Raw genomic sequence first — 26,584 nt, forward strand, 5'->3', positions numbered from 1 at the left:
TTCATACCTATGAATCGAACCTAGTGATGTAAAAAAAGTGTCTAACTTATTGACATACGAGCAGAAAGCCAAGACGAAGGGACTGACCATTATTCAAAACGTGGCTGAACCGAGTCGCCAGGCAGACTACGAAGCGGCAACCGTTCTTGAACGAACACAGGCCAAGCAGGCGATCGAACAAGCACGTTCGACAAAGGAAAAGGACTTTTCTGCTATTGAACACGTGGATGCTGATTCATTGTCCCAGCAGTTGACGACTTTACAAGCCTTGGCTGATGAAGCAAATCGCGAAATCGATGGGGCTCAAACAAAGGGCGAATTACAAACGGCATTGAAGCACGGACTCGCCATGCTTGATACAGTGGCTAAGCCGGAATTAGCCTTGGCTTACCAAGAAGTGAACGCCATTTCTCGTCAAAACGCCTACGATGCCATTAATGCTTCCTCGAAAACGAAAGCCGTTTCGATGGCAAAGGTTCCTCACGTCGATTCGCAATCATTAGCTGATCAACAAGCACTATTAGTCGCCATCGTGAATGAAACGAACGAGCGTATTGATCAATCCAATAATATGGCAGCGCTTCGCGATATCTTAACCAAGGGACTTGCCGCCGTTGATAGCCTAGCTGATCCCGTTAAAGAGGCGGCCTACCGCCGGCCAGCAGTGGCTGATCAAGAAGCCGCTAAAAAGAGTTTGGCTGATGCGGTACCTGATAAGAAGAAGGCCTTTGCGGGGATCGACGGCGTTGATCCGAATGGCTTAGACCAGTCCGATAAGGACTTGGATAAGGCCTTGGAGGACGCTTTGAAGGTCATTTTGGAGGCAAAGACTGCCGCTGATCTTGAAAAGTCCTTCCGTGATGGTTTGAAGAAAATTAATCAAGTACCGGAACCCGCCGTCATTGAAGCAAAGCAGGAGGCAAGCGCTGCGGACCATCAGCGTGCAGACGACAAGGTTCGACATGTGATTTCGGAAAAGCAGGATGACTTTGCAAAGATTGACCATGTTGACGAACAATCCCTGGAACACCAAGAAAAGGCTTTGGACAGCCTGTTGAAAAAGACCTTAGCTGGGCTAGGTCAGGCGGTCACGAAGGAAGATTTGGCCAAGGCCTTGCAAGAAGCGTTGGATGCCATTCAGTCCGTCGCAGCGCCAAAGCTTGAAAAAGGCTACCGTCCTGCCAGTGATGAAGACCGTGACAACGCCCGTATTGCGCTCGAAACGGCTAGTCGAGAAAAGCAGGATGCGATGGCGACAATTGACCACGTTGACCAGCAATCATTAGCGGATCAGCGGCGGGTCCTCGATCAATTGCTCGCTGATTTGTTGTCAAAATTGGCTGAAGCTACGCTACAAAAGGATGTTCAAAGCATTTTAAACGATGGTCGTGATGCCATTCATGATGTTGCTAACCCAACGGTTGAAAACGCTTATCAGTCAGCAAATGAGGCGAAGAAGCAGTCTGCCATCGATACCTTACGTCAGGCAATTGACGCCAAGAAAAAGACTTTTGAAACAATCGAGCACGTTGATCAGGCGAGCTTGAACAAGCAAGAGAATTTCTTGAATACATTACTTGCTGAAGGCCAGTCGGCCATTGAAAAAGCGCAAGAAAATGGTGAAGTTGATCAAGTGATTCAAAACATCCTATCTGTCATTGCAAAAGTCGCCCGTCCAACGCTTGAAGCTGACTATCAACCAGCGTCAACCCTCATGAAAGACCTTGCTAAAAAGGCGCTTTCGGCCGAGGCCAAAGCGCAAGAGGAACATTTTAAGGGGATCGCCCATGTGAACCAAGAAGAGTTGACGCAGCAGTTGACTAAGTTAACCAACACGTTGGCCGACCAAGTTCAGGCGGTCGAAACGGCGACAACGCGCGGTCAGGTTAAGCAGGCCGTTCAAGAAGGCTTAGTTGCCATTGATGCCATCGACGAGCCAGGGGTCGAAGTGGATTACCAAGCCGTGACGGATCGTGATCGTCAGAAGGCACATGAATTAGTTAACCGTGCACATGATCATAAGACAAAGGACTTTGCTGGCATCGACCATGTCGACTCAGATAGTTTAGAAGCCCAAGAGGCATTGCTCGATAAGGCGGCCGAGGCTGCGAACCGTGCGATCGATGCCGCGACGATTCAAAGTGAATTAAAGCAAGCAACGGATGATGCTTTAAAGAACCTTGCGGCGGTGGCAGCACCAGAGGTCAGCCCTGCTTACCAGCCAGTTGCACCAGATTCGGTCGCGACGGCTAAAGAAGCCCTTGACCAAGCAGCTGAAGCCAAGAAAAAGGCCTTTGACAGTATTGATGACCTTGATCCGCAATCGAAAAAGCGTCAATTCGATGCGCTTGATAAGGCCGTTGAAAAGGGTAAGAAAGCCATTGATGCGGCGACAAACCGTGGTGAAATGGCGAAGGCCTTCCATGACGCCTTAGCTGCTGTTGATGATGTCGCAACGCCAGATTTACAGGAAGAAAAGCAGGCGGCAAATGACCAGGATCGACAAAAGGCCAAGCAGAAGTTAGCCCAACAGGCAGAAACAAGGAAACAAGTCTTTGCTGCGATTGAACACGTCGATCCGACTAGTTTACAAAATCAACAGGGACTTGTTGACCAAGCACTTGTTAAGGGACAAAACGCCATTGATCAAGCCCAGACAAAGGGTGAAGTCGAAAAGGCCTTACAACTTTCTCTGAATAAGCTAAATCAAATTAGTTCACCGAGCCTTGAATCAGCTTACCAAAAGGCTGATCAGGCCTAAAAGAATCGAGCCATTGCCTTGGTTTACCAAGCGGTGGATCAACGTTTGAAAGACTTCTCGGCGATTGAGCATGTTGATGAAGCCAGCCTGAATCAAGCAAAGGAATGGCTTTCAAAAGCTGAAAACACAAGTGTTACGGCCATTCAAGACGCGAATACGCGGGGTGCTGTCGATCTGGCCGTGAGCCAAGGGATCGCTGGCATTAACGCAGTGAAGGCACCGATGATTCAGCGAGCGTTCCGACCAGCCAGTTTGGCTGATCGACAGGAAGCATTTGCCGTTATCGAACAGGCAGCCCAAGCAAAGAACGAGCAATTTGAAAAGATTGCCTTTGTTGATGGAAATGCCTTAAAGTTAGCCGAAGCAGAAGTGAAGCAAATTGTGGATCAGGCTCGTCAGGGAATTGACCAGTCAGTAACCAAGGGAGAGCTCGACCGGGTTCTTTCAACAGCCGTTGATCAAATTAGTCAAGTGACCGATCCGACTTTGGATGCGGACCATGCACCAGCTAGTCCAGTTCAAAAGGCAATTTATCAGCAACTCTTACAGGATCAGGCAAAGCAAAAAACCGACCGCTTTGATCAAATGGAAAACGTGATGGTTCGTAGTTTGAATCAGCAAAAGGGACTTGTGCAAAAGGCCTTGACGCAGGGGTTGAAGCAACTTGATCAGGCAAGCAATGGCGCTGATTTAACCGCTATTTATTCCGAAACTGCTAAGGCCATTGAACAAGTCGCAGATCCAACATTAAAGCTTGCTTTCCGTGCACCGACTGATGAAGACTTGCGTCAAACCAAGTCTTCGCTCTATCGCGAAGGTGAGAAGCGAAAGTTGGCTTTTGACCGTGTCCAACGTGTTCAGCCTGATAGTTTGGCTAAACAAAAGGCGGCCGTTGATGCCCTGGTTTCAGAACGTAGCGCTGCATTCGATCAGATGACGACAAGGCAGGAACTGAGTCGCGCATTCCAAGCGGCAATTAAAGCCGTTCGTGCTGTGCCGTTGCCTGCTGTTTTGCCGGAGGATCTGACACCGACTGCTCAGGAACGTCAACAGGCGGTGGCAACGCTTCAAAAGGCATCGGATGATCGACAAGCGGCTTTTGAAAAGATTGTTCATGTCGATCCAGTTGAACTGACTTTAGTTAAGCAAATTCTTGTCTCGACTTTGGATGATGCACTGGATAAGTTGACGGAAGCGGCGACGAAACAAGAGCTCCAAAGGGCGTTAAGTGATGGGTTATCCGCAATTAACGGGGTTGAAAAGCCCGACCTATTGAAGGATTACCAGGCATTAACCGCACACGCCAAGCGATTGGCAGTGCAGGGCTTAACAAACTTGGCTGCTCAAAAGAAGCTGGGCTTTGAAACGATGGACGGTGTTGCACCGAAGTCCTTGAACCAGCAAAAGCAGCAGGTGAACACAGCCCTGCAGCACGCGACAACAAGTATCGGTTCGTTGAATCTGCAGCGCGAATTGTTGCCCGCTGTGGCCGTTGGTCAAGAAGAAATCAAAGCCGTGGCCGAACCAGACTTGTTGCGTGCCTACCAGGCGCCAAGTGACGAGGATCGTCAAGAGGCGCAGGCGCGATTGGATGCCACTGCAGGTGAGAAAAAGAAGAACTTTGATGACCTTGTTGGGGCGAAGGCAGAATCGGTGCTTAGTCAAAAGGCTGCGGTTGATCGTTTGTTGACGGATTACCAAAAGAAATTGTCTGAAGCACAAACGATTACGAGTCTCGAAACGACTTTGGCAGAGGGACAGGATAAGATTCACCATGTGGAAAACCCTGTTTTGGATCGTGATTATCGACCAGTCACGGCAGAAGACGGGCAGGCAGCTAAAAAGGAGCTAGAAGAAGCCGCCAAGAGTCGGGCAAGTGAAATGGCTGGCGTTGAACAGGTTGATCCAGAAAGCTTGGTCGAACAACAAAACAAGCTGGAACAACTGCTCGCAACTTATGAGCCAACCATTGAAATGGCAAAGACGTTGGGCGAGCTGACTCGTACCAAGAACATTGTCCTAGCGATGCTTTTAACTGTGAAGGATCCAAGAACACAGTCAGCAGCCGGTCAATCGGCCGACCAGCCGGCTAGTCAAGCCGATGATGAAATGGATGATGCAGGTCTTGATGATCGTGATGACGATGCCCCCGATGCGCTAGCGGACGATCCGAATGACGAAACGCCAGCAGCGGCAGCAAGCGATTCGTCAGGTGGAAAGCAGGCTGATGCAACAAAGAATGGTAAAGCGGATGCCGTTCCTGTCCACACAATGGATTCAGACAACGCCAATCCATCATTTGTTGCCGAAGGTCAGCCTGAATCTGATGCAACGACAAAGACCGTTTCCAATCATGAACAGGTGAGTGGATCAGTTGAGGCCGATCCTGCGGCTGCGCATAAGGAATCAAGTGGAAAGAAGGCAGACGAACAGGTTGAACCTGCAACGGCTCAAGTGATGGAAACCGTGAAGACGAGTTCGTTGACCATTCTTGGTATGACTTTGCTTTCTTCATTAGCCTTTGTGAAAACAAGACGACCAAAGAAGTAAAAAGAAAACAAGCATTGGAAAGTGTTGTTTTAGAACCTATTCCGTGAAAACGGTCTAGGTTCTTTTTTGATGTCCTTTTAGGGCGCAGACAGACGTATCGATACATGATGAAAAGTTCTGTTTAATAACGGTGGTACATTCTGATTTCAAGTGCTATAATTGCCTTTTGATGAATGAGAGGAAAGGAGCCGCGCACTGTGCAACAGTCGGTGCGCAACGAAATAATATGCCAGCAGTATACATGCGGCGGGCCAAGGCTCGCGACATTGATGAAATTGTCGAAATTTTACAAACGGCCAAGGGTTTCTTGAAGGAACAAGGCCTCGACCAGTGGCAGGGAGACTATCCAAATGCCAATACGATTCAACAGGACTTGGATAAGCACCAAGCCTTTGTTTTGATGGTTGGTGATCAAGTGGCCGGCTATGCCGCCGCTTTTGAGGGCGAAGATCCGCTTTATACAGCACTTGAAGATGGAACTTGGCTGAAGGAAGGACATGACTACGCTTCTTTGCATCGTGTGGCGATGTCTGATAAGTTCCGTGGCCAACGATTGACGCCCCGTTTTATCACGGCTTTGATTTCATACTTTTACGCTCAGGGTGCTCGTGATTTCCGAATCGATACGCACCCAGGCAATCTGCCAATGCAAAAAGTCATTGCCAACAACGGCTTTGAACAACGTGGTACGGTGCATATGCAAGAAGCACCACATATTTCAACGGCTCGTTGGGCTTATCAATTGCTCATTGAAGATGAAGATTAATAAAAGCTCTTTTGGATGATTCCAAAAGAGCTTTTTCTTTAGTGATTTAAAACCTGCCAGGCGAGCTGGTGGGGCCCCTTGTTGTCGCCGTCTTTGACCCAGACGAAAAAAGTCAGCTCGGGGTTTGGCAGAAGCGAGAAAATTGCGTCGACTGCTTCTTGATAGTGCTTGGCGTAGCGTTTCTGAAGGGAAGCAATGAGCAGTTTCGAATCGGATTGGATCTCGATCAGTTGGCCCTTTTCCAATTGACCTTGAACCTGCTGAAGGCCCCAGATCAAAGCCTTGAATTCCGCTTCATGATTATCCTGGCAGTTTGGGAGCTGTCCTTTAATGGGTTGTTGCTGGCCATCTTTTACAAAGACGATGCCGGCCGATGTTTCCTTTGTCTCTTGACGAAAGGCGGCGTCCGTTTGAATTTGAATCATGGCTTCTCCTTGATTTAACAGTCTAACCATAACAGAACTGGGTGGAAAATGGTAAAATAAGAGAAGTTAATTCTGCTGAAAGGACGATTGTCATGAAAACCAAAGTTTATTATCAACCGGTTTCGGATTGGTCAAAAATCGCCTTGTTACTCTCACTCTGTTTCCTGCTCGTCAGCCCCATTTGGGCCTCGGAGCTGTTTTATAGTGTTGATGGTTATTGGCTAGGCTACAGCCTTGTCGCTTTGGCTTGGTTAATCACCTTGTTTTTGACCCGTTATGCTGTCATTGATGACAATCAAATCACCTTACACCAATTGCGTTTAGGCAAAGTCAAGGTTCTGTCAATTGACAAGAATGGGCAAAACCTGCGCTTTGATAAGCACAGTCTCACAATTCAAGTTGCCAATCAGCAGGACGTCCGCCTTTGCCTAACGAAAAAGGCAATCCGACAGTTAAAGGAACAATTCAATGGCGAAAACCATTCAAATCACAATTAAAGAAGGTGGCAAGCGCCTCGATGCCGCCTTGGCGGCGGCCGGACTGGAACAGTCCCGGTCGACTTTGGCCGCTTGGATTAAAGAGGGGCAAGTGCTCGTTAATGGCCAGCCTGTTAAAAGCTCCTACAAGGCCAAAGTCGCTGATCAAGTCAGCATCACGGTGCCTGAAACGAAAGAGACAAGCATTGAGCCAGAAGACATTCCCCTAGACATCGTCTACGAAGACGATGATTTACTCATCGTCAACAAGCCACAGGGGATGGTTGTTCACCCCGCGGCAGGACATACTTCGGGGACGTTAGTGAACGCGCTCTTGCACCATGCACCGCTGTCGACGATTAACGGGGAGTTTCGCCCTGGCATTGTTCACCGGATTGACCGGGATACCTCGGGGCTTTTAATGGTTGCTAAAAACGACCAGGCCCACCACGCCCTTGCCGATGAACTGAAGGCGCATAAGACGGAGCGCTATTATTACGCTTTGGTAAAGGGGAGCTTTTCAGAAGACGAGGGGACGGTTGATGCACCAATTGGTCGCCATCCCAAGGATCGAAAAAAGCAGGCCATTGTTCCGGGTGGGCGCGATGCCGTGACCCATTTTAAAGTGTTGGAACGTTTTGATGGCTATACACTCTTACGCTTGGCTTTGGAAACGGGGCGGACCCACCAAATTCGTGTGCACATGCAATACATTGGTCATCCGGTCGTGGGTGATCCAACCTATGGCCACCAGCAACAAGTCGCCGGTATCTCATTGAAGGGCCAGCTACTACATGCCAAAACGCTCGTGCTGACACAGCCGAAAACAAAGGAAACGCTGACTTTTGACTCGGCACTTCCTGCGACTTTTGAAAAGGTGTTAAAGGCCTTAAGAACAGAAAGCAAGCAATAAGCAAGGACTCGAAAGGAAAGAACATGGTTAATAAAATTGTTTTAGATCAAGCCTCCATGCAACGTGCCCTGACGCGGATTACTTATGAAATTTTGGAACACAACAAGGGTGGTCAAAACTTGATTCTGGTTGGCGTGAAGACGCGTGGCGAGTACCTGGCCCACCGAATCGCTGATCGTTTGGAACAATTGGAGGGTGTGCAGATTCCAGTGATGGCCATTGATATTTCGGATTATCGTGATGACCGCTTGAACCAGCACAGCAAACTTGGCTTGGACGAAGAAGACCGCGTGAACATTATTGATAAAAACATTGTCTTGGTTGACGATGTCTTGTTTACTGGTCGGACGACGCGTGCTGCTTTGGATGCGTTGATTCAGATTGGCCGTCCAAAGACGATTTCGCTGGCTGTCTTGATTGACCGTGGACACCGCGAATTGCCAATTCGCGCTGACTTTGTTGGTAAGAACATTCCAACGGCTCAAAACGAAAAGATTCAAGTGAAGGTAAAAGAAATCGACGAAGTCGATCAAGTTGAAATTGTTCACTAGGATTTGAACGACGCAGACCTTGTTTGATAGAGGGGACCCTGATGGAACGGCATTTGATTTTAGAGGACGGCACCGTCTTTTCCGGCCAAGGATTTGGCGCACCTGCCACAACCTTTGGTGAAATCATTTTTGATACAGCGACCTCCGGCTACCAGGAGACCATCACGAATCCGATTTACGACGGACAGATGATTGTTTTTGCGATGCCCGTAGTCGGCGCCGATGGTATTCATGCGGAGGCTTACGAGTCCATTCAGCCCAAAATTCGGGGGATGATTGTCCACGATTTGGCGGAGGTTTCCACGAACCGTCAGCGGCGGATGAACCTCGACCGATTTTTACGCCAGCACAACGTGCCCGGCATTTATCAAGTTGATACGCGAAAGCTCATTCGTCATTTGCGCGAAACGGGTTCTCAAAAGGCAACCATTGTCGACGTGGTTGATGACCATGCCCGTGATCAATTACAAGCAACGGTTTTGACGAATAAGCAGGTTCAGAATACGGCGACGAACAAGGCCTATGCCAACCCGGGACGTGGCTTTCACATTGTGGTCATCGACTTTGGGCTAAAGAACGGGATTTTACGTGTTTTGGGCGATTACGATGCGAACGTGACGGTGCTGCCTTACACGACTTCGGTTGATGAGGTGTTGACCCTGGATCCGGATGGCATTATTTTCTCAACGGGTCCAGGTAACCCTGAGGATTTGCCAGAATCCGTGTTGACCCTGATTCGTGTTTTGCAATCCAAGGTTCCACTACTCGGAATTGGGCTGGGGCACGAACTATTCGCTTTAGCCAATAACTCGGCCTTGACCGTGCTGCCGGCTGAATACCACGGGATGAACCATCCGATTCAAGAAATTATTTCGCAAGAAATTCTTTACGCTCGACAAGGTCGTGGCTACGTGGTCGACCCAGAGGAATTGGATACGAAGAAGCTCTTCGTGACACACCGAGACCTTGTTGACCATTCCATACAAGGGTTGCGTCACCGGGATTATCCAGCCTTCTCGGTTCAGTTTTTCCCGGATGGGGCACCAGGCCCTCTAGAAGCGAAGCGCGTTTTTGCGGACTTTTTCGAAACGGTAATCGACTATGTACAAAAGAACAACTGATGAAAATTTAAAGCGGATTCTTTTTCTTGGCTCTGGCGAAACGGACTTTGGTCTCCAGGGAGAAAACGATGCCGCCGTCTACCAGGTGCTGCCGATTTTAAAGTCGCAGGGCTACGCCCTCTTTTTGGTCGATGATAATCCATACTCATTGGCCTTAGAGTCAGCGGATGCCGAAACCATTGTGGCGACACTAACGGTGCAAAACATCAAGGCGATTATCAAGGAAAAGCAGATCGATGCGGTTTTTCCTGGCTTTGCTGGCGTTCGAGGCTTACGTCTCTGGCACCAGATTATTTCGGAATGGCGGGAAGAGGATGGGCCGCGACCCGTTGGCTTGGGAATGCCCGATTCGACGGTTTCTTTGCTAAACCATTCGACGGCCCTCTTTGAGCGTCTGGAAACGGCTGGTTTGGCCATGCCGCAGGCGACGATTGTTCGTAGCCAGGCAGAGGCCAATGAGCTCTTACGCGATTTGGAACTGCCACTCTTAGTGCGGGCCCACAATCCAGCCCAGGGGACAACGCGCCGCATTGTTAAGCGCCTTGACGACTTTGAACGCGTGGTTGATGAGGTCTTGGAACAGTCCTTAACCAAGGAAGCGGTGATCTCAAAAGCCATTAACGGCCTGAAGGAGGTTTCCCTGCTTGTTTTGCGTGATGCAGCCGGAAACTGCTTACAGATTGGTGCTTCCGAGGATATGGATCCCATTGGCATCCACACGGCGGACTCACTGTCGGTCGCACCCGTCTTAACCATTTCTGACCAGGTCCTTCAGGAGATGCGTGATCAGGCCTTTTTAGTGGCGAACATCTTAGATATTCAGGGACCGGTCCACGTACAATTGGCCCTGAACGAAAAAACCAATCAGCTCTATTTGATCAAAGTCTCGCCATACCTTGACCAATTGAGCAACCGGATGGCTTTGCTGACGGGCTATCCGGTCATGCTAGTCGCCGTACAGTTGGCGACAGGACGGCTAATTCAAGACGTTGAACTGCCACCTTCCTACCACGAAAAGACGGCCATGATGGAACCCGTGATGGATCACATCGTTGTTAAGTTGCCGGTCTTTTCCTTCGGTGATATGGCGGCTGCCGGCGTTACCGTTAACCGGCAATTGAACTCCATCCAAAAGTCCGTTGGATCCGCCTTAGGATTCGGCCGGACTTTTACGGAAGCCATGGAAAAGGCGATTCGGGCCGCTCACTTTAACAACCGTTCGTTTTCGCCAAAGTACATGAAGCACGTCAATGATGACGAGTTAATTCAGCAGCTGATTCATCCTCAGGATAACCGTGTCTTGCTGCTGTTAGAGGCTTTGCGTCGTGGTTACGAAGTCGACGAATTAGCCGAGTTAACGAAGATTGATGAATTTTACTTCTACCAATTGAAGCGCATCTTGACGATTGAAGGCAAAGTCACGGCTGGCCAACCCAGTCAGGACTTGCTAAAAGAGGCCAAGGCCTCCGGCCTTTCAGACGGCTTACTGGCCCGCTTTTGGGAGAGTGACTTTCAAGCCATTCGTGAACTGGCAAAACAAGCCGGTGTCACACCAACCTATAAGGCCTTAGAGCCTTCGGCTGGGGAATTTCCTGAAAACGCGCACCAGTTCTTTGCGACTTTTGAAGAAGAGAACGAGTCGGTGCCGGTTTCGAATAAGACGATCTTGGTGATTGGCCCCGGCGCCTTTCGGATGGGGGATGGATTAGCGGCTGGCTATGCCACTTCCGTTGTCCTTTCGGAGTTGCGTAAGTTGGGCTACAAGACCGTTATCATGAATAACAATGCCTCCGATGCCTCCTTACTGCCACACCTTTCGGATAAGCAGTACTTGGAGCCACTCGAAGTTTCCGACGTGATGGCGGTTGTTGATCAAGAGCAACCCGAGGCGATCGTTGTTCCTGGCAATCGTCGAAAGTTGATTGAGGCCTTGGTCGCCTTGGGGCAGCAGGTGATTGTCCTGCCAAAGGAAAAGCATCAGCCGGCTGGACCGGAGCCTGGTGAATCAGAATTCGCCCTCAATCTCTTTTACGATGGCGAACGAGCTTTCCCACTGGTTTTGACACAGCACCAGCAGGGCGAAATCCGGTTGATTGACCAAGATGTCTTCGATACGGATCTGTCGATGATTCAATTGCCATACTCTGGTGTTTATCAATTGATTTGGCGTGAAGACCGGACCGATTGGGTAGAGCAGATTCCACTGCCTGACTTTGCCGTTGATTCTTGGCTACGACCAATGCCTTATGGACAGGTCGCCTTTTTGTCCAAAATTTTGCAAGTCTCCTTGATTCGGCTAGTGGTTCGTTCCTGGAAGCAGGGCGGGCTGACAAACGATGATTTGGAGGCACTGGTTGCGCATATGCCAGCCCTGCGAGGGTCCGACTTTGCCATGGTATCGGACCGAACGGACTTTGACCTGCATCTGAAACCAGAGGCGACTATCGATAGTACGCGCTTTGAGATGGGCGCCAAAATCGTACGTTTACAAGGAGATGATGATGGCCAAGGATAAGTATGCCACTTGCCGTTTGTACGGTCAGCCGCTCAAAGAAGATGCCTCCGGGAACCTCTTCGTTGAGGCGGGTGAAAAAACGCATCCCTGGCGTATCGGCAAGCACACAAAGGGGAAGTTGATTGGCCCAGGCCAGGTGTTTTTGACCGAGCAAAACCAGAAGATACTGCTCGTCGAAACCGCTCCGCTGGCTTTTAAGGATCGACATGACTATCAACCGATGGGCCGTTTTACAAAAGATCTTCTTCCCTTAGTAGATAAAAAAGAAAAATAATCATGAAAGTTCTCGTTTTTGAAATGTGAGAACTTTTTTTATGTCCTTTTTACTGTCGGTCGTGCTTTTTGTATAATAAAGAGACGAACATCTGTTTGCAAAATACAGGAGGCTTTATGCTCTCATTCATTCATGCCGGGGACGTTCATTTGGGCAATCCCTTCACGGGTATTGCGAAAAACTTACCCGACAAATTCCAAACAGCCATCCAAAATGCCGGTTATGAAAGCTTTCAGCGACTCATTCAAAGCGCGGTTTCAAACCAAGTGGACTTTGTCCTTTTCCCAGGTGATTTGCTCAATGGTGCCGGTCAATCAGCCAAAGTCCAAGCCACTCTTTTACGTGGCTTTTTGGCCCTCGAAAAAGCGGGGATTCAAGTCCTGCTATCCTATGGAAACCATGATTATCAGGCTCTTTCTGACTGGCACCAAACCTGGCCTAAAAACATTCATGTATTTGGTTCGGAAGTCAGCGAGATTCGCTTAAAGAGTCGAGATGGGCAACTCGTGGGCTTTACTGGCTTTTCCTATGCCAATCGTGAAGAGAATCGTGATCGCCTGGCGGACTTTCCTAGTAGGGATCCTGAGCTGCCTTATGAAATCGGCTTGTATCACGGCATGCAAGGCAAGTCTGGGGACCGCTACGCCGCCTTTTCAGTTGAACAAATGTTGCAAAAGGGCTATGACTATTGGGCCCTTGGACACATTCATCAACGGCTGCTCCTTCACGAAAGGCCAACCATTGCTTATTCCGGAAATCTGCAAGGATTAAACCGAAAGGAAGTTGGGGCCAAGGGGGCTTTGCTCGTCAAAGAGTCATCTGGCCAACTGGTTTCGACTTTTCTGGACCTGTCGGTCGTTCGTTTTGAACAAGCCGTCGTAGAAAGCCCAGCGCATCTCCTGGAACTGGTTCGGTATTTGCAAGAGCAGACTTTTCCAAAATTGACCTTTTTGTCCATCCAACTGAGCGGAACAGTCGGTTCAGACATTCAAGCAGCTGCCGTCAACGGCGATCTCTTAGAAAGAATTCAGCAAAGCCTCGGAGCCAATTCGATGGTTTGGCCAATTCACGTGGATTTTGATAAAGGAAAAACGGTCACACGCCCAGCCTTTGCCAGCCTCAGTTTTGAAGGAGCAATTGACGAAACGGTGACAACGGAAAATCTTCTCGCCCAGTTGTCAGACGAGGTGCCGCTAGCCGTTCGCGAGTACTTTAGTCAAGAAGAAGGACAAGCCGCGGTTCGTACCGCCCTGAACCAGCTGTTTGAACTGGAAGGAGGGGACAATGAAAATTGAGGCAATTCAGATTTCTGGTTTTGGAAAATGGTCGGACGTTTCCTTTGAAACGCCGGCGGATTTTCAATTAATCAGCGGGCAAAACGAGTCTGGGAAAAGTACGTTAAAGGCTTTTTTGCTGGGTGTTTTCTTTGGCTTTCCGAAGGGACGAAAAGCCGATCAGCAACGCTATGAGCCACGCTCTGGTGCACGCTATGGTGGCTCAGTCACCATCTCCTGTCAAAAGGGCGCTTTCAAAGTCGAACGCTTGGGCCGGACTCAGTCCACGCTGACCGTCACCGCCTTATCGAATGGGCAAACGCTGCCCAATCCCGAAGCCTTTTTAAAGGACTTGTTTGCGCCGTTGGAAGAAGCGGATTTTCGAGAAATTTATTCCTTTGATGAGGCAGAACTGAGTCAGGTTGCCAATTTGACGGCGGGTGACTTTGATCAGGTCTTGCTTGCCTACACGAAGCCACAGGCACAGCGTTTCTTGAATTGGGCAAACGATCAAAAAAGATTGGCCGACCAAGACTTTGCCAGTGGGAAGAATGGGAAACGGCCACTGAATTTAGCCAACCAAGGCTACGACCTTTTGCTGCAGAAAAAGACGGCGGAATTGGCCAACTATGACGAATACCAAGGGCTGCAAGTCACGCAGCAAAACTTGCAAGACTCGCTGCATAAACTGGAAGAAGCCAAGCAAGTAGCAGACCAAAAATATGATGAGCAAAAAGAATTGCTGGCAAATTGGCCACTGTTTTTGGAAAGTTTATCGCATGACGACGTGAATCAGCAGGCACGGATTGTTGACACTGAGACAAGTGAGCGAATCGTTCGTCTCGATCAAGAAGGGCGTTTCTTGGCGGATCAGCAGGCCAATAATCAAGCTGATTTGGCTCGGATTCAACAGGCGATGAAAGCACCAGCAGCAATTGATGGCAGACGGCGCGCGCTTGAAAGGCGCTTTGCTGATTTAGAGGAAAAGCAAGAAAGAAGTCAAGAACTCCTGTCCGCCATTGCTTCGGTTAGTCGGCCTTTTTCCGCAGGCCTACCAAAGCCGCTTAGCCCAGCTGAGCGCGAGCTATTAACAAAAAAGAACACGGGCTTTTATTGGTTGGCTGCGGCTTTCTTGCTTGGCGGTCTTGTTTCCTTTTCTTTGAATGTCTGGCTTCCTGTTCTTTTCTTCTTTTTGGCATTGAGCTTTTCTGCCCTTGGTTATCAAAGAGGGGCTGGTAAGCAACAAATCCTTGCCCGCTTCCATCCCCTGGATCAGTCGGGGATTTTAAAGGCGCAGCCCGCAGTGCAAAAAGCTTGGCAGGATCAACAAGACTTTGACAATCTGAATCAAGATTGCCAGCAACTGACCCGGGATTTGACCGTCGACTTAAAGGAAGCGGGACTGTTGTCAGAAGACAAGCAGGACTTGTCTAAGCAGGAAGTACGACGGCTCATTCGAGAATTCTTGGCTGAAACGGCTTCTGAATCAGACAGGCAGTTGGCCCTACAATTGCGTGAAGCCCTGCGCCTTCAAAGTCAGTTGAGCAAACAAAAAGATGAGCAGCAGGAACGGCTGCACCAGGAATTGGCGAAGCTTGGGCTGACGACTTTAGCAGACTTTTATCAGGCGCAACAAGCAGGTAAAGAAAGTGCGCGTGCCATGGACCAGCAGCAACTGGCCCGTCAGCAAATTGGCCAAAGAACCTTGGCCGAACTGCAAGCACGCTACCAAGTAAGTGGGCCAGCCGTGGAAAAGGAATTGGCTGAAGCACAAGAAAAAACAGCACAAAAATTGCAAGAACTAAGGGTAAAAGAAGGGGCGTTGCGCCAATCCCTTGCTAATTGTCAAAGTCGTCTTGAACAGTTGGCGGCTGATGGTGGCCTTGTGGCTGTCGAGCAGGAACTAGCAAACCAAACCACTGAATTAGAGGAGCAGTTTACCCGCTACCTCGCCAAGCAATTAGCTGAGAAAGTGGTTAAAAGAACCTTCTTAGGAAAGGAAAACGACCAGAGCCAAAGCGTGCTGACACAGGCAAGTGCCTATTTAGCGCAGTTAACGGCTGGACGCTACCAAGAAATTCAGCTAAAAAAAGGCCAGCTCTTGATTGCTGGGCCTGATGTATCGGCTTTTCAAGCGGCTGAGTTGTCTTCCGGTAGCCGAGACCTCCTGTATTTGGCTGTTCGGTTGGCCCTGGCAACAACCTTGCAAGAAGCAGAACCTCTTCCACTTTTCATTGATGATGCATTTGTCCACCTTGATGAAAGGAGACGTTTAGCTGCGCTGGCATTGATTCAAGAGATTGCAACGGAACACCAGGTCATTTACTGGACCTTTGACCAAAGTTTGCAGGCTGAAAATCAGATTACTCTTTTTTAGGCAGTAAAAAAAGGCATTCGTATGAATGCCTTTTTGCTTACTTTGAAACACCAGCTGTGTAGTAGCCGGAAAGTGCCGTCTTCAAATCGGAATCTTTGACGTTCACGTTGGCTTTGTTCAACAGCTTACCAATGATTTTCTTCATCTTGTCTTGGTTATTGCTATCGCTGATAAAGTCGTTTGTAATCTTGTCCTTTAGCTTCTGCTCAATCTTTGACTGGGCAGGCTTGTCGGCCATTTTGTCCGTCCGGACAACGTAGTAGGTACCGTTTGAACCCTTGACCGGCGTGCTTGAGTAGGCGCCGTCATCTTGGTTGAAGGCAGCCTTGCGAATCTCGGAATCAACGGAGCTGTTCGTTGAGTCGAAGGGAGCCATTTGACCAGTACCGCTGACAGAAGAGTTGCTCTGTGAGTACTGGTTGTAGACATCGTCCCATGAGCTGCCGGAATCGAGTTCGTCAATCGCGGCTTGGGCATCGTCTTCGCTTTTGGCCGTGATTAATGAAATCGTCGTATCGGGTACGTAGTTTTCATAGGCCTGGGACAGTTGGTCTGACGTAATCGTGTAGTTGGCCTTCACGGCAGCCTGCATGACTTGCTTATCACGTAAGGACTGCTTGTATTGTTTAACCGACATGCCGTTTTGTGATAGGTATTCCTTGAACTTTTCGTCGCCGTATTGGGCTTTCAACGTCTTGTATTGCGTGTCAACGGCAGAATCCGTGACTTGCTTTCCATATTTCTTGTCCAAGACTTTGTTCACGACCATTTGCGCGAAGACTGTTCGACCAGCAGAGGACTGCTTGACTTCGTCGTAAAAGTCCGCCTGTGTGATCTTACCGTTATCGGTGGTCGCCAGTGTTTTTGATCCGTTCACGGCCAAGTAGGTTAAGCCGGAAACGAAGACGATGGCAATAATGCCCCAAATGAGTTTGCGGTGCATGTGCAATTTCCTTTTCAATTCTTGATAATCCTTACCATTCTATCATAGCAAGGGGGATTGGCTTACTTTTTCATGGTTGAAAGCGTCTCTTGGATCCGGTTGAGGGGGGCTTGCATCTTGAATTGGTAGCGCTTGATATCCCGTTTGACTTCTTCCAAATCCTTTTGGTTTTCGTCAATCGCCCGCTGTAGTACTTGGCTTTGTTCCTTTGCCTGCTTTTGCAAGGCGTTGATTTCTTTTAGACGGGCAACCCCTGATTTTATTTTGTTAAAGGCCATTAGTTCAACGCTTTCTTAATTTCAGCTGCGATTTCTTCGTAACGGGCTTGGTTATAGTCATCTGAATGATCAATCGTTAAGACCAGTGTTTCATTCAAATTATCGTCATCATAGCGTGGAATCAAATGCCAGTGAGAGTGCATCACGGTTTGACCGGCCGATACACCATTGTTTGATGAAATGTTCATCCCCGTAATCTTTGGGTTCGTTGACCGGATGGCGCGGGCTAACTTTGGTAGGACGAGGAGAACCTTTTCTGCCGTTTCGTCATCGTAATCAAAGATGTTGGTGACGTGCTTTTTAGGCACTAAGAGGGTGTGGCCTGGTGTGACCTGCGAGATGTCGAGGAAGGCCAAAACATTTTCATCCTCATAGACTTTGTAGGAAGGGATTTCGCCTTCAATGATTTTGTCAAAAATATCGCTCATATGCCGAACTCCTTTTTGTTTTTTCTACTATATATTATAGCAAAGTCGACGACGCCTGGTATAATGAAGACCATGGGATTACAAATCGACAATTTAACGGCCGGATACGCTGGACAAGCGGTGGTGAACAATCTGACTTTTACTGTTTCAACAGGCCAAATTGTTGCCCTGATTGGTCTAAACGGAGCTGGGAAGTCCACGACCTTAAAGCAGGTGATTGGACTCCGGCAGCCACAGGCAGGTCGGCTCTCACTGGATGGTCATGATTTGGAAAAGGAGCCAGCTGCCTATAAAGCAGCGCTTGCCTACATTCCAGAACAACCCGTTTTATACGATGAGTTAACACTGGCCGAGCATCTTCACCTGATGCTTGCTGCCCACGGGCAGGATGATGGGGCGCACTGGCAACGAGTTACGTCGTTACTGACAGTCTTTCGTTTGAATGGTAAAGAGCATTGGTTGCCCATTCATTTTTCAAAGGGGATGAAGCAAAAAGTCATGCTTGTCGCCGCTTTTTCCTTGGATACGTCGCTCTTAGTGATTGACGAGCCTTTCTTGGGCTTGGATGTGTTGGCCCAAAAGCAGTTGATTACGCTAATGAAAGAACGGGCAAAAGAAGGAACGGCCGTCTTGTTGACGACGCATTTGTTGCAACAGGCGGCAGCCTACGTGGATGACTTTGCGCTGTTGGAAGACGGGCAGCTTTCCTTCTTTGGTAAGCCAAGTGAATTGGCAGCTGATCGAGGCCTGTCGGAAAATGATTTGGATGCGCTCTTTTCATGATGGCCGATAAGCAAACAATTGAATTGGCCAAGCTTTATGACCAACGGTTCAGACGGCAGCAAAAAAGCAATCAACGCTACTTGAAGTTGCTCTTCAACGATCACTTTATGATCTTTTTGTTTATTGCCTTTGGCGCTGCGGTACTTTTGTATCAGCGCTATGACGGGCAGGCCCTGCGACTTTTTCATTCTTTTCTGTCCGTTTGGCTCTTACTGGCGCTGTTATTGTTGTTGGTTGGTCTTCGCTTGGGTCGTATCATGACCTATCTGGAAGAGGCTGACCGGGTCTTTTTGATAGGAGCCGATGGTTTTCTGGTCAGTCATTATCTAAAAAAGGCGCGCCGCCAAGCAATGCTTTGGCTTTTCCCCGTTCAGCTTTTGTTCTTTTTGGCGGCTTGCCCATTCTTTTGGCAGGCTGGGGTACGAAGCACCTGGCAACTGTTGTTGATTTTGTTCCTTCAGCTATCAGTGAAAGCTTTTTCCATAGAACAGTCCTATCGGCGCTTATTCCATCAGAGCTCGAACGGTGCCTTAACCGTTAACTGGTCGATTGCCCAGCAACAGGCAGCCGAACAGCGAAATCGGCGGGATCGTTTCTTTTCCTTGTTTGCGCAGGTGCCCCAGCAGGTGGCTGCTGTGAAACGACGCGCCTATCTGGACTTGCTATTGGAGGAGTTGCCCTTTTCAAAGGCCCCCGAGCAACAACTGGCCCTTCGCATTCTCTTGCGTTATGAAGGGGGGCTGACCTTAGTGCTTCGGCAGTGGCTGCTTGTTTTGTTTTTGTTACCTCTGTTGGAAAAACAGGCAGCTTACTGGCCAATCGCTTTTTTGTTGGCCTTTTGCTACTTAGCCAAGCGCCAATTGTGGCCTGTCTTTCACCGAGCGGAAGCGATTCTCTGGAGCCCCTTGCTCTTTGTTAGTCAAAAGAAACGCCGAATGGCTTTTCATCAGGCCATGAATTGGCTCTTGTTCCCGCTATTTGTCGTACTGGTTCTTGAAACGGCGGTACTCATCTCACTTCCGGCGGGCGTTGCCGGAGGGATTCTCGGCCTCTTGATGCTACAAGTGTTTCGTTAATTCCCATTATCATTGATTAAACTTAAAGGAGAATGCACATGCATTTACGTTCAAAACCTTGGGCCAAGCCTTGGCTGGAAGCCCATCAAGACCTGGTCATTGACCAAACCCGCGCCCAGGAAAAGAAGGGGCAGTGGCAGGCAATTTTCGATCAGGAACAGCCCATCCATGTTGAAATTGGCTCTGGAAAGGGGCAGTTTATTTTAGGAATGGCATTGGCCCATCCTGAAATCAACTATATTGGAATGGAAATCCAGGAGACGGCCGTTGCAATCGCAGCGCGTAAGTCCTTTGATCAGGTGGGTATCTTGCCGAACTTGCGCTACCTCTATGGCAATGGTTCGGGTGTTGAAACCTACTTCGAAAAGGGGGAGATCGAAAAGATTTACCTGAACTTTTCGGATCCATGGCCAAAGACCCGTCATGAGGCGCGCCGTTTAACTTATAAGTCCTTCCTTTCTTCCTATAAGGCGGTGTTGCCAGATGGTGGTGAGGTTGAATTTAAGACGGATAACCGTCACTTGTTCGAATACTCCCTGGTTTCCTTCATGGACTTTGGCATGCGTTGGACGGCTGAAGACTACACGATGGACTTGCACGCGGATGCTGACAAAGTCCAGGGAAACGTGAAGACTGAATATGAAGAAAAATTCTTAGCAAAGGGCCAGCCAATCTACAAGGTAAAGGCACATTTTTAAGAAAAAAAGAAGCTTGAGCGTTACTCGCTCAAGCTTCTTTTTGTTTTGAATTAATTGCTTTCTTCGTCGCGAAGGAAGTTGCGCATGTTGCGGAAACCGTCAATGGCCAACTTTGCTGAAAGCTGATCGGGGAAACGCTGGACGTGGACGTTGACCACATCTGAATTGGCGAAGATTTCAACCCGGTGCACGAGGTAGTGAGGCGTGTTGACACCCGTTGACAGGGAGATGACGTCGCCGACCTGCGGACGAACGGGAAGGGCAACGTTAGTTTCAACCCGGGCGGAAGCGATAATAAAGTTATATTGAACCATGAAAAGACCTTTCAATTGACGTTTCTGTTCTTACAATAAGCGGCCTTCAAAAAGAAGGAGACAACCCTATTGTATGGGACTCAGTTAAAAATGCAAATCGCCCTTTTTTTATTTGAAATCGTCATAGCCAATGAAGCGATGACACTTCTCTGACGATCATTCCTTCTGTAAAATAAAAAGCAGCCCGAAAGGCTGATCGAGCGGCGAGAAAAACGGGGAAGGAATGGCGACTGTGCTTTTTTCAATTGTATCAAAACTGTATCAAAACAACTTAAGTAATCTTATTTTTGTTCCCCATTAAGGTGTTTAACGTAGATATATCAATAGCGTTAATGCACTGAGGGGGAGTCGAACCCTCGACCTGCCGGGTAGAAACCGGCTGCTCTATCCAGCTGAGCTACCAGTGCAAATAATGAATACGTCTTAGTTTAGCAAATAACGGGTCGAAAATAAAGCGGGTCTTCTGACTAAAAAGCGGTTGCTATCCTGATCTGACGGTCTTTTTAAAAAGGCTGACTTCGGTAAATGTTATTCTTGTTATTTTTTAGTAAATCCTGGATAATCATTTGGTAGCAAAGGAGATTGAAATGTTATCATATCTTTACCTCGCCCTGGCGGTAATCGCCGAAACGACTGGTACGGCACTGATTGGCCAAACGAATGGTTTTACAAAAATATTACCGACGGTTTTGACTTTGGCTTGCTATGGGCTTTCTTTCTACTTATTAGCATTAGTGGTCAAGACAATTCCCGTTCACTTGGCATACGCAATTTGGTCAGCAAGTGGTATACTAATAATCACGAGCTTAAGCGTGGTTGTCTTCAAAGCGACTTTGAATTGGCAAACAATCGTCGGGTTGGCCTTATTAATCATTGGTGTGATTTTGGTCAACTTATTCGGGCGCGTACATTAGCAGTCTTGGGGAAGCCTGTCCCTGAGCAAACGAGGAGGAAAACATGGCAGAGAACGAAACAGCAAACGGCTTTACCTGGCCGGAAGTAAAAGAAAATATGAAGCAGATCTTCACCTGGTCATATTATAAGGAAGGCTTTTCCGGATGGGACCGCTCTTCTTACGTCTGGTTGGCAATTGGTCTAGTTGTCATCATCTCGACAGGATTGGCTCATGGTTTGAATTACTTGTCCGTTATGTCGATGCTTGGTGGGGCCATCGGCTTCACTTGTACCTTGGCCATTACGGCAAACCGTCGAATTAACGGTTTGCTTGGCTTTATCTCAGCGGTTTTGATTTCAATCGTTGCCTTTCATTCAAAGAACTATTCAGACATCGTGATGCAAATGATCTATTTGGTTACGCTTGATTTGAACTTCATGTTCTTTGGTAACGCTTGGCAGAATCGTAAGATTAAGCCAATGAACCAACGTGGTTGGGTATTGGCGGTTGTAACGGCCATCGTTGCCTTTATCCTGCTTTACACCTTAGATACGAAGATTTTGGTATCACCACGACCAATCATCGATGCCTTTTCAGCAACGATTGGTATTACTGGTGCGATCTTGACGGTGTCAAAGTACCGTTCTCAGTACTGGATGTGGGCATTGCAAGGAATCATGTCAGTTAGCCTTTGGGGCTTGACGGCTTTACAAGGCGACGCCAACTGGGTACTCTTTGCTACTTACATCCTTTACTTAGGAAACGATGTGCTTGGTTTGTTCTTCTCACCATGGGCTCGTGCGATGAAGGCAGCAAAGTAAGAAATCATCGTTCGATGGATCTTAATAAATGCAAGCTAGAGGTTGAAAATTTGTCAGTTAGGACAAATTTTTGACCTCTTTTGCTATTAGGCGACAAAAAAGGAGGTTTTGCCAGGAGAACTTGGTATACTCAGCGTGAAAAAGTCGATGAACGACAATTGCTGAAAGAAGGAGTCATGCCATGCGTAAAACAACTGATGCCAGGCTCTTGCGGTCGCGTTTCGTGATGCGACAAGCTGCCATGGATTTATTAGCCGAATCCGATCGCTTTTCGATTTCAGAATTGCTTGCTTTGGCCCAGGTGACCAGGGGGACTTTTTACCGACACTATAGCAATAAGCGTGATTTGATTCGGGATGTGAACCAACATCTGGTCAACCAGCTTTTGGCACATACTAAAAACGGCTTTGCCTGCTATGAGATTGTTCGCCAAATCGAGGCCAAAGCGCCGTTTTTCCATGAAGTTTTCAATCATCAAAAGGATACGGACCTTTTGTTTTTACTGATGAATGAATTAAGGAATCAGCGTGACCTGGCTTTGAAAGGAATGAGGTCCAGCGCCTTGAAGACTCGTATTATTTTTCAATGGGAGATGATGACGGCGGCCTTCTTTGCAGCGGTTTCGCTCTGGCTTGAAGAGGGGATGCCCTTTTCGGCCGCTGATCTCGTGATGGAGTTTAAGGCTTTGTGGAAGGGAACTTCTCGTCGGACAAAGAAATCGGCTCAGGCCTTGTTTGACTTTACGGTCCGACTGTCGGTAGAAGAGCTGACCACTGTTGAAAAAGAGGAAGTGGCGGTTTTGCATTCATAAGGAGAGAGTTGCAATCAGCGGCCTTGCCATCGGACTTTTACCCCTTGGCTAGTCATTGCAATTTACAAAAGTTCTTGCTATACTGAATAAGTTGTTAGCGCAGCTACAACCACACGGTACAGGTTTAAGTAAGTTCATTGAACCGCCTCGTATCGGTGAGTCTAAGTATAAAAGGAGAATTCAATAATGGCATATGCAATTATTGTAACTGGCGGCAAGCAATACAAGGTCGCTGAAGGCGACACCATCTTTGTTGAAAAGTTGGACGCACAAGAAGGCGACAAAGTTGTCTTCGACCAAGTGGTCTTGACTGATTCAAAGATCGGTACACCTTTTGTTGAAGGTGCAAAGGTCACTGCAACGGTGGAAAAGCAAGGTAAGGAAAAGAAGGTTGTAACTTTCAAGTACCGTCCTAAGAAGCATTCCCACACGAAGCAGGGACACCGCCAACCATACACGCGCGTGACGATTGATTCCATCGCGTAATCATCACTGTAAAAGGAGAATAGACTTATGTTGATGAATCAAGATAACTTACAACTCTTTGCCCACCACAAGGGTGGTGGATCATCTGCCAACGGACGTGACTCAGCTGGTCGTCGTCTTGGTACGAAGGTTGCTGACGGTCAAGATTTGACTGCCGGTTCAATCATCTACCGCCAACGCGGAACGCACATCTACCCAGGTGTTAACGTTAAGCGTGGTAACGACGATACGCTCTTCGCGTTGACTGATGGCGTTGTAAAGTTCGAACGTAAGGGTCGCGACAAGCGTCAAGTTTCCGTTTATACTCGGGAAGAATACAACAAGTTGGCTAAGGCCTAAATTGTTGGAAAAAGCAGGCATTGCCTGCTTTTTTTATTGAATAAATTTCATTAAAAAGTCATCATAAAACATTTAAAAAAGCTTTTTTAAAGCGGTTGCTTTCTTTTTTATAATAAATCTGTGTTACAATAACCAAAAGAAGATAAACAGGAGGCAGTCCATGTCATTTTACGAAAAACGAATTGCAAAGCTGCAAAAATTATTGAAACAGTTGGATTTGCAAGGGATGATCATTACGAATGGTTCGAACATGCGCTATTTGACCGGCTTTACAGGTGGCACAGGGGATGGTGTCTTAGTGGTTTCGTTAGCCGATGCCGCCTTTATGACCGATGCCCGCTATGAAAATGAATATGTCGATGCGATGCCAGAAGGGGTTTCATTAAACGTCACCCGTGCTTATTACCAAGTGGCCGTGGAAAAGGTGGTGGCCTTTGGCATTAAGAAGTTAGGCTTTGAGGCGGACATGCCGTATGCTGATTACCAACTCTTAGATGACTTATTGCCGGCAGATATTGCGTTTGATGCGGTGCCAGGTGCAGTGGAAGCTCTGCGTGAAATTAAAGATGAAGCCGAAGCGGAAGCCTTGCGAAAGGCTGCCACTGCTTCGACAAAGGCTTTCAATGACTTGATGAAAGAAATTAAGGTTGGGATGACGGAGCGCGAGGTAGCGAACCGTTTGGATGCGCTACAAAAGCAATACGGTGCTGATAAGCCTTCCTTTGACACAATCGTAGCTTCGGGTGCTCGATCGGCCATGGCACACGGTACGGCCACTGATAAGAAGCTCGAAAAGGGTGATTTAGTTACCATCGACTTTGGTTACTTCGTTGATGGCTACACGTCCGACGTAACGCGAACGATCGCGATGGGTGAAATTGATCCGGAATTAAAGAAGGTTTACGAAGTTGTCAAGCAGGCAAACGAAGATACGATTGACGTGATTAAACCTGGCTTGTCGACGGAAGAGGTTGACCGTGTCGCCCGCGACTATATCGATGGTGAAGGCTATGGTGAAGACTTTAATCACGCAACTGGTCATGGTGCTGGCTTAGATATTCACGAAGGACCCATTCTTTCGGCGCGTTCTTCCGATGAAGTCCAGGCGGGAAACTTGCTGACGGTCGAACCTGGTGTCTACCTTGCCGGTAAAGGTGGCGTTCGAATTGAAGACGATGTTTTGGTAACCGAAAACGGGCACGAAGTGCTAACCGCTGGGATTCCAAAGGATCTCTTAACCATTGACCGTTAATGGAAAGAAAATCGCTGCTTTTGTCGGCGATTTTTTTGTTTTTAGCCGGGCAGTTTAAGCAAATAATGTTAAGATAAAAGAAGGAGGCAGCGATGGAAACCATTTCGTTACGACACACCAATGATATGCATTCTCACTTTGGCCCTTGGCCAAAGATTAAGCGCTTTTTATTGAAGAAAGAGCCGGCCAACGGGACGGTTTTTCGCTTTGATATTGGTGATGCCATCGATCGGTTGCATCCGCTGACTGATACGACTTTGGGAAAGGGTAATGTCGCCATTATGAACGAGGCGAATTACACGGCGGTCACCATCGGAAATAACGAGGGACTCGTTATGCCCCATCGTGAGCTCAACCACCTTTATGACAAGGCCGACTTTGACGTCTTGCTGGCGAATTTAGTTGATGAGGAAAGTAATGGGCAACCCGCTTGGGCCAAGCCTTACCAGATTTATCAGAGTCAGGCGGGGACGAAAGTAGCGGTGATTGGCATGACGGCGCCTTATCAGCAGACTTATCAGACGCTGGGCTGGCTGCCAGAAGATCCCGAAGAAGTTTTGAATCGTTTTTTGCCCGAGATGCGAAAACAGGCCGATGTGGTTGTTTTACTCTCACACCTTGGTTTACCAACCGATCGAGATCTAGCCAAAAAGTATGATCTAGACGTGATTATTGGTGCTCATACGCATCACGTCCTACCGAATGGGGAACTTGACCAGGGCACCTGGTTAGCCGCAGCGGGCCGTTATGGCGATCATGTTGGTGAGGTCTTGCTTTCCTTGGATGATCAACACCAGCTACAAGCTGTCTCAGCCAAGGCTTATCGAACCGATGATCTTCCGGCAGAAGCAATGGATGAGGAAACAGTGGCAGCCATTGATCAAGCAGGTGTTGAAGCTGAAATGAAGGAAATTGCGACGACTTATCAACCGGCTGTCACAAGAAAGCAGCAGGCCAGCGATTGCCTGAAAGCTCTTCAAGACTTTTATCACTTGCCGGTTGCCATTTGTTCAACCGGCCTTTTCCTGAAGGATTTGCCGGCAGGGCCAAAGTCCAAGTATGATTTTCTTTGCGATATGCCGCATACCATCCAGCCAATGCTGATTCAATTGACTGGTCGGCAGTTGCTTGACTGGCTGATGGAATATGAAGAGAAGGCCAGCGATTTGGTTGACCAACGAATCAAGGGCTCTGGTTTCCGGGGACAAGTATTCGGCCAGTTACTCATGGCTGGTTTACAAAAAAACGCCATTGGCGAGTGGACTTATCAGGATCAACCAATTGAAGAGGGACGGACTTATGCCGTCGCTACCCTTGATCATTACCGCTGGCTGGACTTTTTCAAGATGCTTGACGAAGCACCGGCCGAAATACGCCTCGATGTTTTCTTACGGGAAATGATGGCGCAATATTATCAAAAAATAGAGGAAGAAGCAGTTTTTATACCTGCCACATAA

General features: G+C 48.2%; 26 protein-coding genes, 1 tRNA gene and 1 other annotated feature. Of the genes, 21 read left to right on the top strand and 6 right to left on the bottom strand.

The genetic code is table 11. From position 1 onward, the window contains the following. Positions 1 to 37 precede the first annotated feature (37 nt). The 3 genes from G6R30_RS02830 (at position 38) to G6R30_RS02840 (ending at position 6,077) form a co-directional block, all read left to right on the top strand. The gene (locus G6R30_RS02830) at positions 38 to 2,761 is read left to right on the top strand and encodes a DUF1542 domain-containing protein (protein ID WP_213821263.1); all 2,724 of its coding nucleotides are present in this window, start codon (positions 38 to 40) and stop codon (positions 2,759 to 2,761) included. Positions 2,762 to 2,779: 18 nt separating this feature from the next. After that, complete coding sequence (locus G6R30_RS02835) at positions 2,780 to 5,311, top strand: hypothetical protein (protein ID WP_213821265.1); 2,532 nt, start codon at positions 2,780 to 2,782, stop codon at positions 5,309 to 5,311. Positions 5,312 to 5,537: 226 nt separating this feature from the next. Further along, positions 5,538 to 6,077, top strand: a complete 540-nt coding sequence (locus G6R30_RS02840) for a GNAT family N-acetyltransferase (protein ID WP_238476780.1) — start codon at positions 5,538 to 5,540, stop codon at positions 6,075 to 6,077. A 38-nt stretch (positions 6,078 to 6,115) separates the two neighbouring features. Here the strand turns inward: G6R30_RS02840 and G6R30_RS02845 are convergent, their stop codons facing one another. Continuing rightward, positions 6,116 to 6,502, bottom strand: coding sequence for a reverse transcriptase-like protein (locus G6R30_RS02845; RefSeq protein ID WP_213821267.1), 387 nt, complete (start codon positions 6,500 to 6,502; stop codon positions 6,116 to 6,118). A gap of 92 nt (positions 6,503 to 6,594) precedes the next feature. On the opposite strand from G6R30_RS02845, the gene G6R30_RS02850 reads away from it, so the two are divergent. The 8 genes from G6R30_RS02850 to G6R30_RS02885 all read left to right on the top strand — a co-directional run bounded on the left by G6R30_RS02850 (position 6,595) and on the right by G6R30_RS02885 (position 16,003). Next, the gene (locus G6R30_RS02850; protein WP_213821269.1) at positions 6,595 to 6,999 is read left to right on the top strand and encodes an EbsA family protein; all 405 of its coding nucleotides are present in this window, start codon (positions 6,595 to 6,597) and stop codon (positions 6,997 to 6,999) included. Continuing rightward, positions 6,971 to 7,891 (top strand): RluA family pseudouridine synthase, encoded by a 921-nt coding sequence (locus tag G6R30_RS02855; RefSeq protein WP_213821271.1) that lies wholly within the window; start codon positions 6,971 to 6,973, stop codon positions 7,889 to 7,891. The genes G6R30_RS02850 and G6R30_RS02855 overlap by 29 nt, the downstream gene beginning before the upstream one ends. A gap of 23 nt (positions 7,892 to 7,914) precedes the next feature. Next, positions 7,915 to 8,442: a bifunctional pyr operon transcriptional regulator/uracil phosphoribosyltransferase PyrR gene (gene pyrR / locus G6R30_RS02860; RefSeq protein WP_213821273.1), complete on the top strand. Its 528-nt coding sequence runs from the start codon at positions 7,915 to 7,917 to the stop codon at positions 8,440 to 8,442. Between the two features lie 41 nt (positions 8,443 to 8,483). Then, positions 8,484 to 9,563 carry a carbamoyl phosphate synthase small subunit gene (locus G6R30_RS02865; RefSeq protein WP_213821275.1) on the top strand — a complete coding sequence of 360 codons (1,080 nt, stop codon included), beginning with the start codon at positions 8,484 to 8,486 and terminating at the stop codon, positions 9,561 to 9,563. Next, positions 9,544 to 12,078, top strand: a complete 2,535-nt coding sequence (locus tag G6R30_RS02870; protein ID WP_213821277.1) for a carbamoyl phosphate synthase preATP-grasp domain-containing protein — start codon at positions 9,544 to 9,546, stop codon at positions 12,076 to 12,078. Before G6R30_RS02865 ends, G6R30_RS02870 begins: the two co-directional genes overlap by 20 nt. Next, entirely contained in the window at positions 12,065 to 12,352 is a 288-nt protein-coding gene (locus G6R30_RS02875; protein ID WP_213821279.1) for a DUF7671 family protein, read from the top strand. Before G6R30_RS02870 ends, G6R30_RS02875 begins: the two co-directional genes overlap by 14 nt. Before the next feature lie 116 nt (positions 12,353 to 12,468). Next, entirely contained in the window at positions 12,469 to 13,647 is a 1,179-nt protein-coding gene (locus G6R30_RS02880) for a metallophosphoesterase family protein (RefSeq protein WP_213821281.1), read from the top strand. Next, positions 13,637 to 16,003, top strand: coding sequence for an ATP-binding protein (locus G6R30_RS02885; RefSeq protein WP_213821283.1), 2,367 nt, complete (start codon positions 13,637 to 13,639; stop codon positions 16,001 to 16,003). The genes G6R30_RS02880 and G6R30_RS02885 overlap by 11 nt, the downstream gene beginning before the upstream one ends. 37 nt (positions 16,004 to 16,040) lie before the next feature. On the opposite strand, the gene G6R30_RS02890 is transcribed toward G6R30_RS02885, so the two are convergent. The 3 genes from G6R30_RS02890 to G6R30_RS02900 all read right to left on the bottom strand — a co-directional run bounded on the left by G6R30_RS02890 (position 16,041) and on the right by G6R30_RS02900 (position 17,652). Continuing rightward, positions 16,041 to 16,946, bottom strand: a complete 906-nt coding sequence (locus G6R30_RS02890) for a peptidylprolyl isomerase (protein ID WP_213821285.1) — start codon at positions 16,944 to 16,946, stop codon at positions 16,041 to 16,043. Between the two features lie 62 nt (positions 16,947 to 17,008). After that, the gene (locus G6R30_RS02895; RefSeq protein WP_213821287.1) at positions 17,009 to 17,224 is read right to left on the bottom strand and encodes a hypothetical protein; all 216 of its coding nucleotides are present in this window, start codon (positions 17,222 to 17,224) and stop codon (positions 17,009 to 17,011) included. Then, positions 17,224 to 17,652, bottom strand: coding sequence for an HIT family protein (locus tag G6R30_RS02900; RefSeq protein WP_213821289.1), 429 nt, complete (start codon positions 17,650 to 17,652; stop codon positions 17,224 to 17,226). Before G6R30_RS02900 ends, G6R30_RS02895 begins: the two co-directional genes overlap by 1 nt. Before the next feature lie 72 nt (positions 17,653 to 17,724). Here G6R30_RS02900 and G6R30_RS02905 point away from each other — a divergent pair, with 72 nt between their 5' ends. From G6R30_RS02905 to trmB, 3 genes are read left to right on the top strand one after another with little or no spacing between them, the layout of a single operon-like run. Then, positions 17,725 to 18,435: an ABC transporter ATP-binding protein gene (locus G6R30_RS02905; protein ID WP_213821291.1), complete on the top strand. Its 711-nt coding sequence runs from the start codon at positions 17,725 to 17,727 to the stop codon at positions 18,433 to 18,435. Then, positions 18,432 to 19,511, top strand: coding sequence for an ABC transporter permease (locus G6R30_RS02910; protein WP_213821293.1), 1,080 nt, complete (start codon positions 18,432 to 18,434; stop codon positions 19,509 to 19,511). Before G6R30_RS02905 ends, G6R30_RS02910 begins: the two co-directional genes overlap by 4 nt. 38 nt (positions 19,512 to 19,549) lie before the next feature. After that, complete coding sequence (gene trmB / locus G6R30_RS02915) at positions 19,550 to 20,209, top strand: tRNA (guanosine(46)-N7)-methyltransferase TrmB (RefSeq protein ID WP_213821295.1); 660 nt, start codon at positions 19,550 to 19,552, stop codon at positions 20,207 to 20,209. Positions 20,210 to 20,259: 50 nt separating this feature from the next. Here trmB and G6R30_RS02920 read toward each other — a convergent pair whose 3' ends face one another. Continuing rightward, entirely contained in the window at positions 20,260 to 20,523 is a 264-nt protein-coding gene (locus G6R30_RS02920) for a hypothetical protein (RefSeq protein WP_213821297.1), read from the bottom strand. Between the two features lie 333 nt (positions 20,524 to 20,856). Beyond that, positions 20,857 to 20,930: transfer RNA gene (locus G6R30_RS02925), tRNA-Arg, on the bottom strand. 180 nt (positions 20,931 to 21,110) lie between these two features. Between G6R30_RS02925 and G6R30_RS02930 the strand changes: the two genes are divergently transcribed. The 7 genes from G6R30_RS02930 (at position 21,111) to G6R30_RS02960 (ending at position 26,584) form a co-directional block, all read left to right on the top strand. Continuing rightward, on the top strand, positions 21,111 to 21,437 hold the full coding sequence (locus G6R30_RS02930) for a DMT family transporter (protein WP_213821298.1): 327 nt from the start codon (positions 21,111 to 21,113) through the stop codon (positions 21,435 to 21,437). A gap of 43 nt (positions 21,438 to 21,480) precedes the next feature. Next, on the top strand, positions 21,481 to 22,239 hold the full coding sequence (gene pnuC, locus G6R30_RS02935; protein WP_213821300.1) for a nicotinamide riboside transporter PnuC: 759 nt from the start codon (positions 21,481 to 21,483) through the stop codon (positions 22,237 to 22,239). Between the two features lie 181 nt (positions 22,240 to 22,420). Further along, positions 22,421 to 23,050, top strand: coding sequence for a TetR/AcrR family transcriptional regulator (locus G6R30_RS02940; RefSeq protein WP_213821302.1), 630 nt, complete (start codon positions 22,421 to 22,423; stop codon positions 23,048 to 23,050). Between the two features lie 97 nt (positions 23,051 to 23,147). Next, positions 23,148 to 23,223: a sequence feature (ribosomal protein L21 leader region), on the top strand. Positions 23,224 to 23,236: 13 nt separating this feature from the next. Beyond that, positions 23,237 to 23,536 (top strand): 50S ribosomal protein L21, encoded by a 300-nt coding sequence (rplU, locus tag G6R30_RS02945; protein ID WP_010690655.1) that lies wholly within the window; start codon positions 23,237 to 23,239, stop codon positions 23,534 to 23,536. 27 nt (positions 23,537 to 23,563) lie between these two features. Further along, positions 23,564 to 23,875 (top strand): 50S ribosomal protein L27, encoded by a 312-nt coding sequence (rpmA, locus tag G6R30_RS02950; protein ID WP_274381062.1) that lies wholly within the window; start codon positions 23,564 to 23,566, stop codon positions 23,873 to 23,875. A gap of 160 nt (positions 23,876 to 24,035) precedes the next feature. Further along, entirely contained in the window at positions 24,036 to 25,127 is a 1,092-nt protein-coding gene (locus G6R30_RS02955) for an aminopeptidase P family protein (RefSeq protein ID WP_213821305.1), read from the top strand. 92 nt (positions 25,128 to 25,219) lie between these two features. Beyond that, entirely contained in the window at positions 25,220 to 26,584 is a 1,365-nt protein-coding gene (locus tag G6R30_RS02960; RefSeq protein ID WP_213821307.1) for a bifunctional metallophosphatase/5'-nucleotidase, read from the top strand.

Origin of the sequence: Fructobacillus parabroussonetiae (assembly GCF_018437265.1) — a bacterium.
GTDB lineage: Bacteria > Bacillota > Bacilli > Lactobacillales > Lactobacillaceae > Fructobacillus > Fructobacillus parabroussonetiae.

What these genes read in the sequence shown, in the direction of transcription:
- G6R30_RS02895 (WP_213821287.1), bottom strand. Translation starts at nt 17,224, where the DNA reads ATGGCCTTTAACAAAATAAAATCAGGGGTTGCCCGTCTAAAAGAAATC.
- G6R30_RS02940 (WP_213821302.1), top strand. Translation starts at nt 22,421, where the DNA reads ATGCGTAAAACAACTGATGCCAGGCTCTTGCGGTCGCGTTTCGTGATG.
- G6R30_RS02840 (WP_238476780.1), top strand. Translation starts at nt 5,538, where the DNA reads ATGCCAGCAGTATACATGCGGCGGGCCAAGGCTCGCGACATTGATGAA.
- G6R30_RS02905 (WP_213821291.1), top strand. Translation starts at nt 17,725, where the DNA reads ATGGGATTACAAATCGACAATTTAACGGCCGGATACGCTGGACAAGCG.
- G6R30_RS02930 (WP_213821298.1), top strand. Translation starts at nt 21,111, where the DNA reads ATGTTATCATATCTTTACCTCGCCCTGGCGGTAATCGCCGAAACGACT.
- G6R30_RS02920 (WP_213821297.1), bottom strand. Translation starts at nt 20,523, where the DNA reads ATGGTTCAATATAACTTTATTATCGCTTCCGCCCGGGTTGAAACTAAC.
- rplU (WP_010690655.1), top strand. Translation starts at nt 23,237, where the DNA reads ATGGCATATGCAATTATTGTAACTGGCGGCAAGCAATACAAGGTCGCT.
- trmB (WP_213821295.1), top strand. Translation starts at nt 19,550, where the DNA reads ATGCATTTACGTTCAAAACCTTGGGCCAAGCCTTGGCTGGAAGCCCAT.
- G6R30_RS02880 (WP_213821281.1), top strand. Translation starts at nt 12,469, where the DNA reads ATGCTCTCATTCATTCATGCCGGGGACGTTCATTTGGGCAATCCCTTC.
- G6R30_RS02845 (WP_213821267.1), bottom strand. Translation starts at nt 6,502, where the DNA reads ATGATTCAAATTCAAACGGACGCCGCCTTTCGTCAAGAGACAAAGGAA.
- G6R30_RS02910 (WP_213821293.1), top strand. Translation starts at nt 18,432, where the DNA reads ATGATGGCCGATAAGCAAACAATTGAATTGGCCAAGCTTTATGACCAA.
- G6R30_RS02850 (WP_213821269.1), top strand. Translation starts at nt 6,595, where the DNA reads ATGAAAACCAAAGTTTATTATCAACCGGTTTCGGATTGGTCAAAAATC.
- G6R30_RS02960 (WP_213821307.1), top strand. Translation starts at nt 25,220, where the DNA reads ATGGAAACCATTTCGTTACGACACACCAATGATATGCATTCTCACTTT.
- G6R30_RS02955 (WP_213821305.1), top strand. Translation starts at nt 24,036, where the DNA reads ATGTCATTTTACGAAAAACGAATTGCAAAGCTGCAAAAATTATTGAAA.
- G6R30_RS02855 (WP_213821271.1), top strand. Translation starts at nt 6,971, where the DNA reads ATGGCGAAAACCATTCAAATCACAATTAAAGAAGGTGGCAAGCGCCTC.
- rpmA (WP_274381062.1), top strand. Translation starts at nt 23,564, where the DNA reads ATGTTGATGAATCAAGATAACTTACAACTCTTTGCCCACCACAAGGGT.
- G6R30_RS02900 (WP_213821289.1), bottom strand. Translation starts at nt 17,652, where the DNA reads ATGAGCGATATTTTTGACAAAATCATTGAAGGCGAAATCCCTTCCTAC.
- G6R30_RS02865 (WP_213821275.1), top strand. Translation starts at nt 8,484, where the DNA reads ATGGAACGGCATTTGATTTTAGAGGACGGCACCGTCTTTTCCGGCCAA.
- G6R30_RS02890 (WP_213821285.1), bottom strand. Translation starts at nt 16,946, where the DNA reads ATGCACCGCAAACTCATTTGGGGCATTATTGCCATCGTCTTCGTTTCC.
- G6R30_RS02875 (WP_213821279.1), top strand. Translation starts at nt 12,065, where the DNA reads ATGGCCAAGGATAAGTATGCCACTTGCCGTTTGTACGGTCAGCCGCTC.
- G6R30_RS02870 (WP_213821277.1), top strand. Translation starts at nt 9,544, where the DNA reads ATGTACAAAAGAACAACTGATGAAAATTTAAAGCGGATTCTTTTTCTT.
- pnuC (WP_213821300.1), top strand. Translation starts at nt 21,481, where the DNA reads ATGGCAGAGAACGAAACAGCAAACGGCTTTACCTGGCCGGAAGTAAAA.
- G6R30_RS02885 (WP_213821283.1), top strand. Translation starts at nt 13,637, where the DNA reads ATGAAAATTGAGGCAATTCAGATTTCTGGTTTTGGAAAATGGTCGGAC.
- pyrR (WP_213821273.1), top strand. Translation starts at nt 7,915, where the DNA reads ATGGTTAATAAAATTGTTTTAGATCAAGCCTCCATGCAACGTGCCCTG.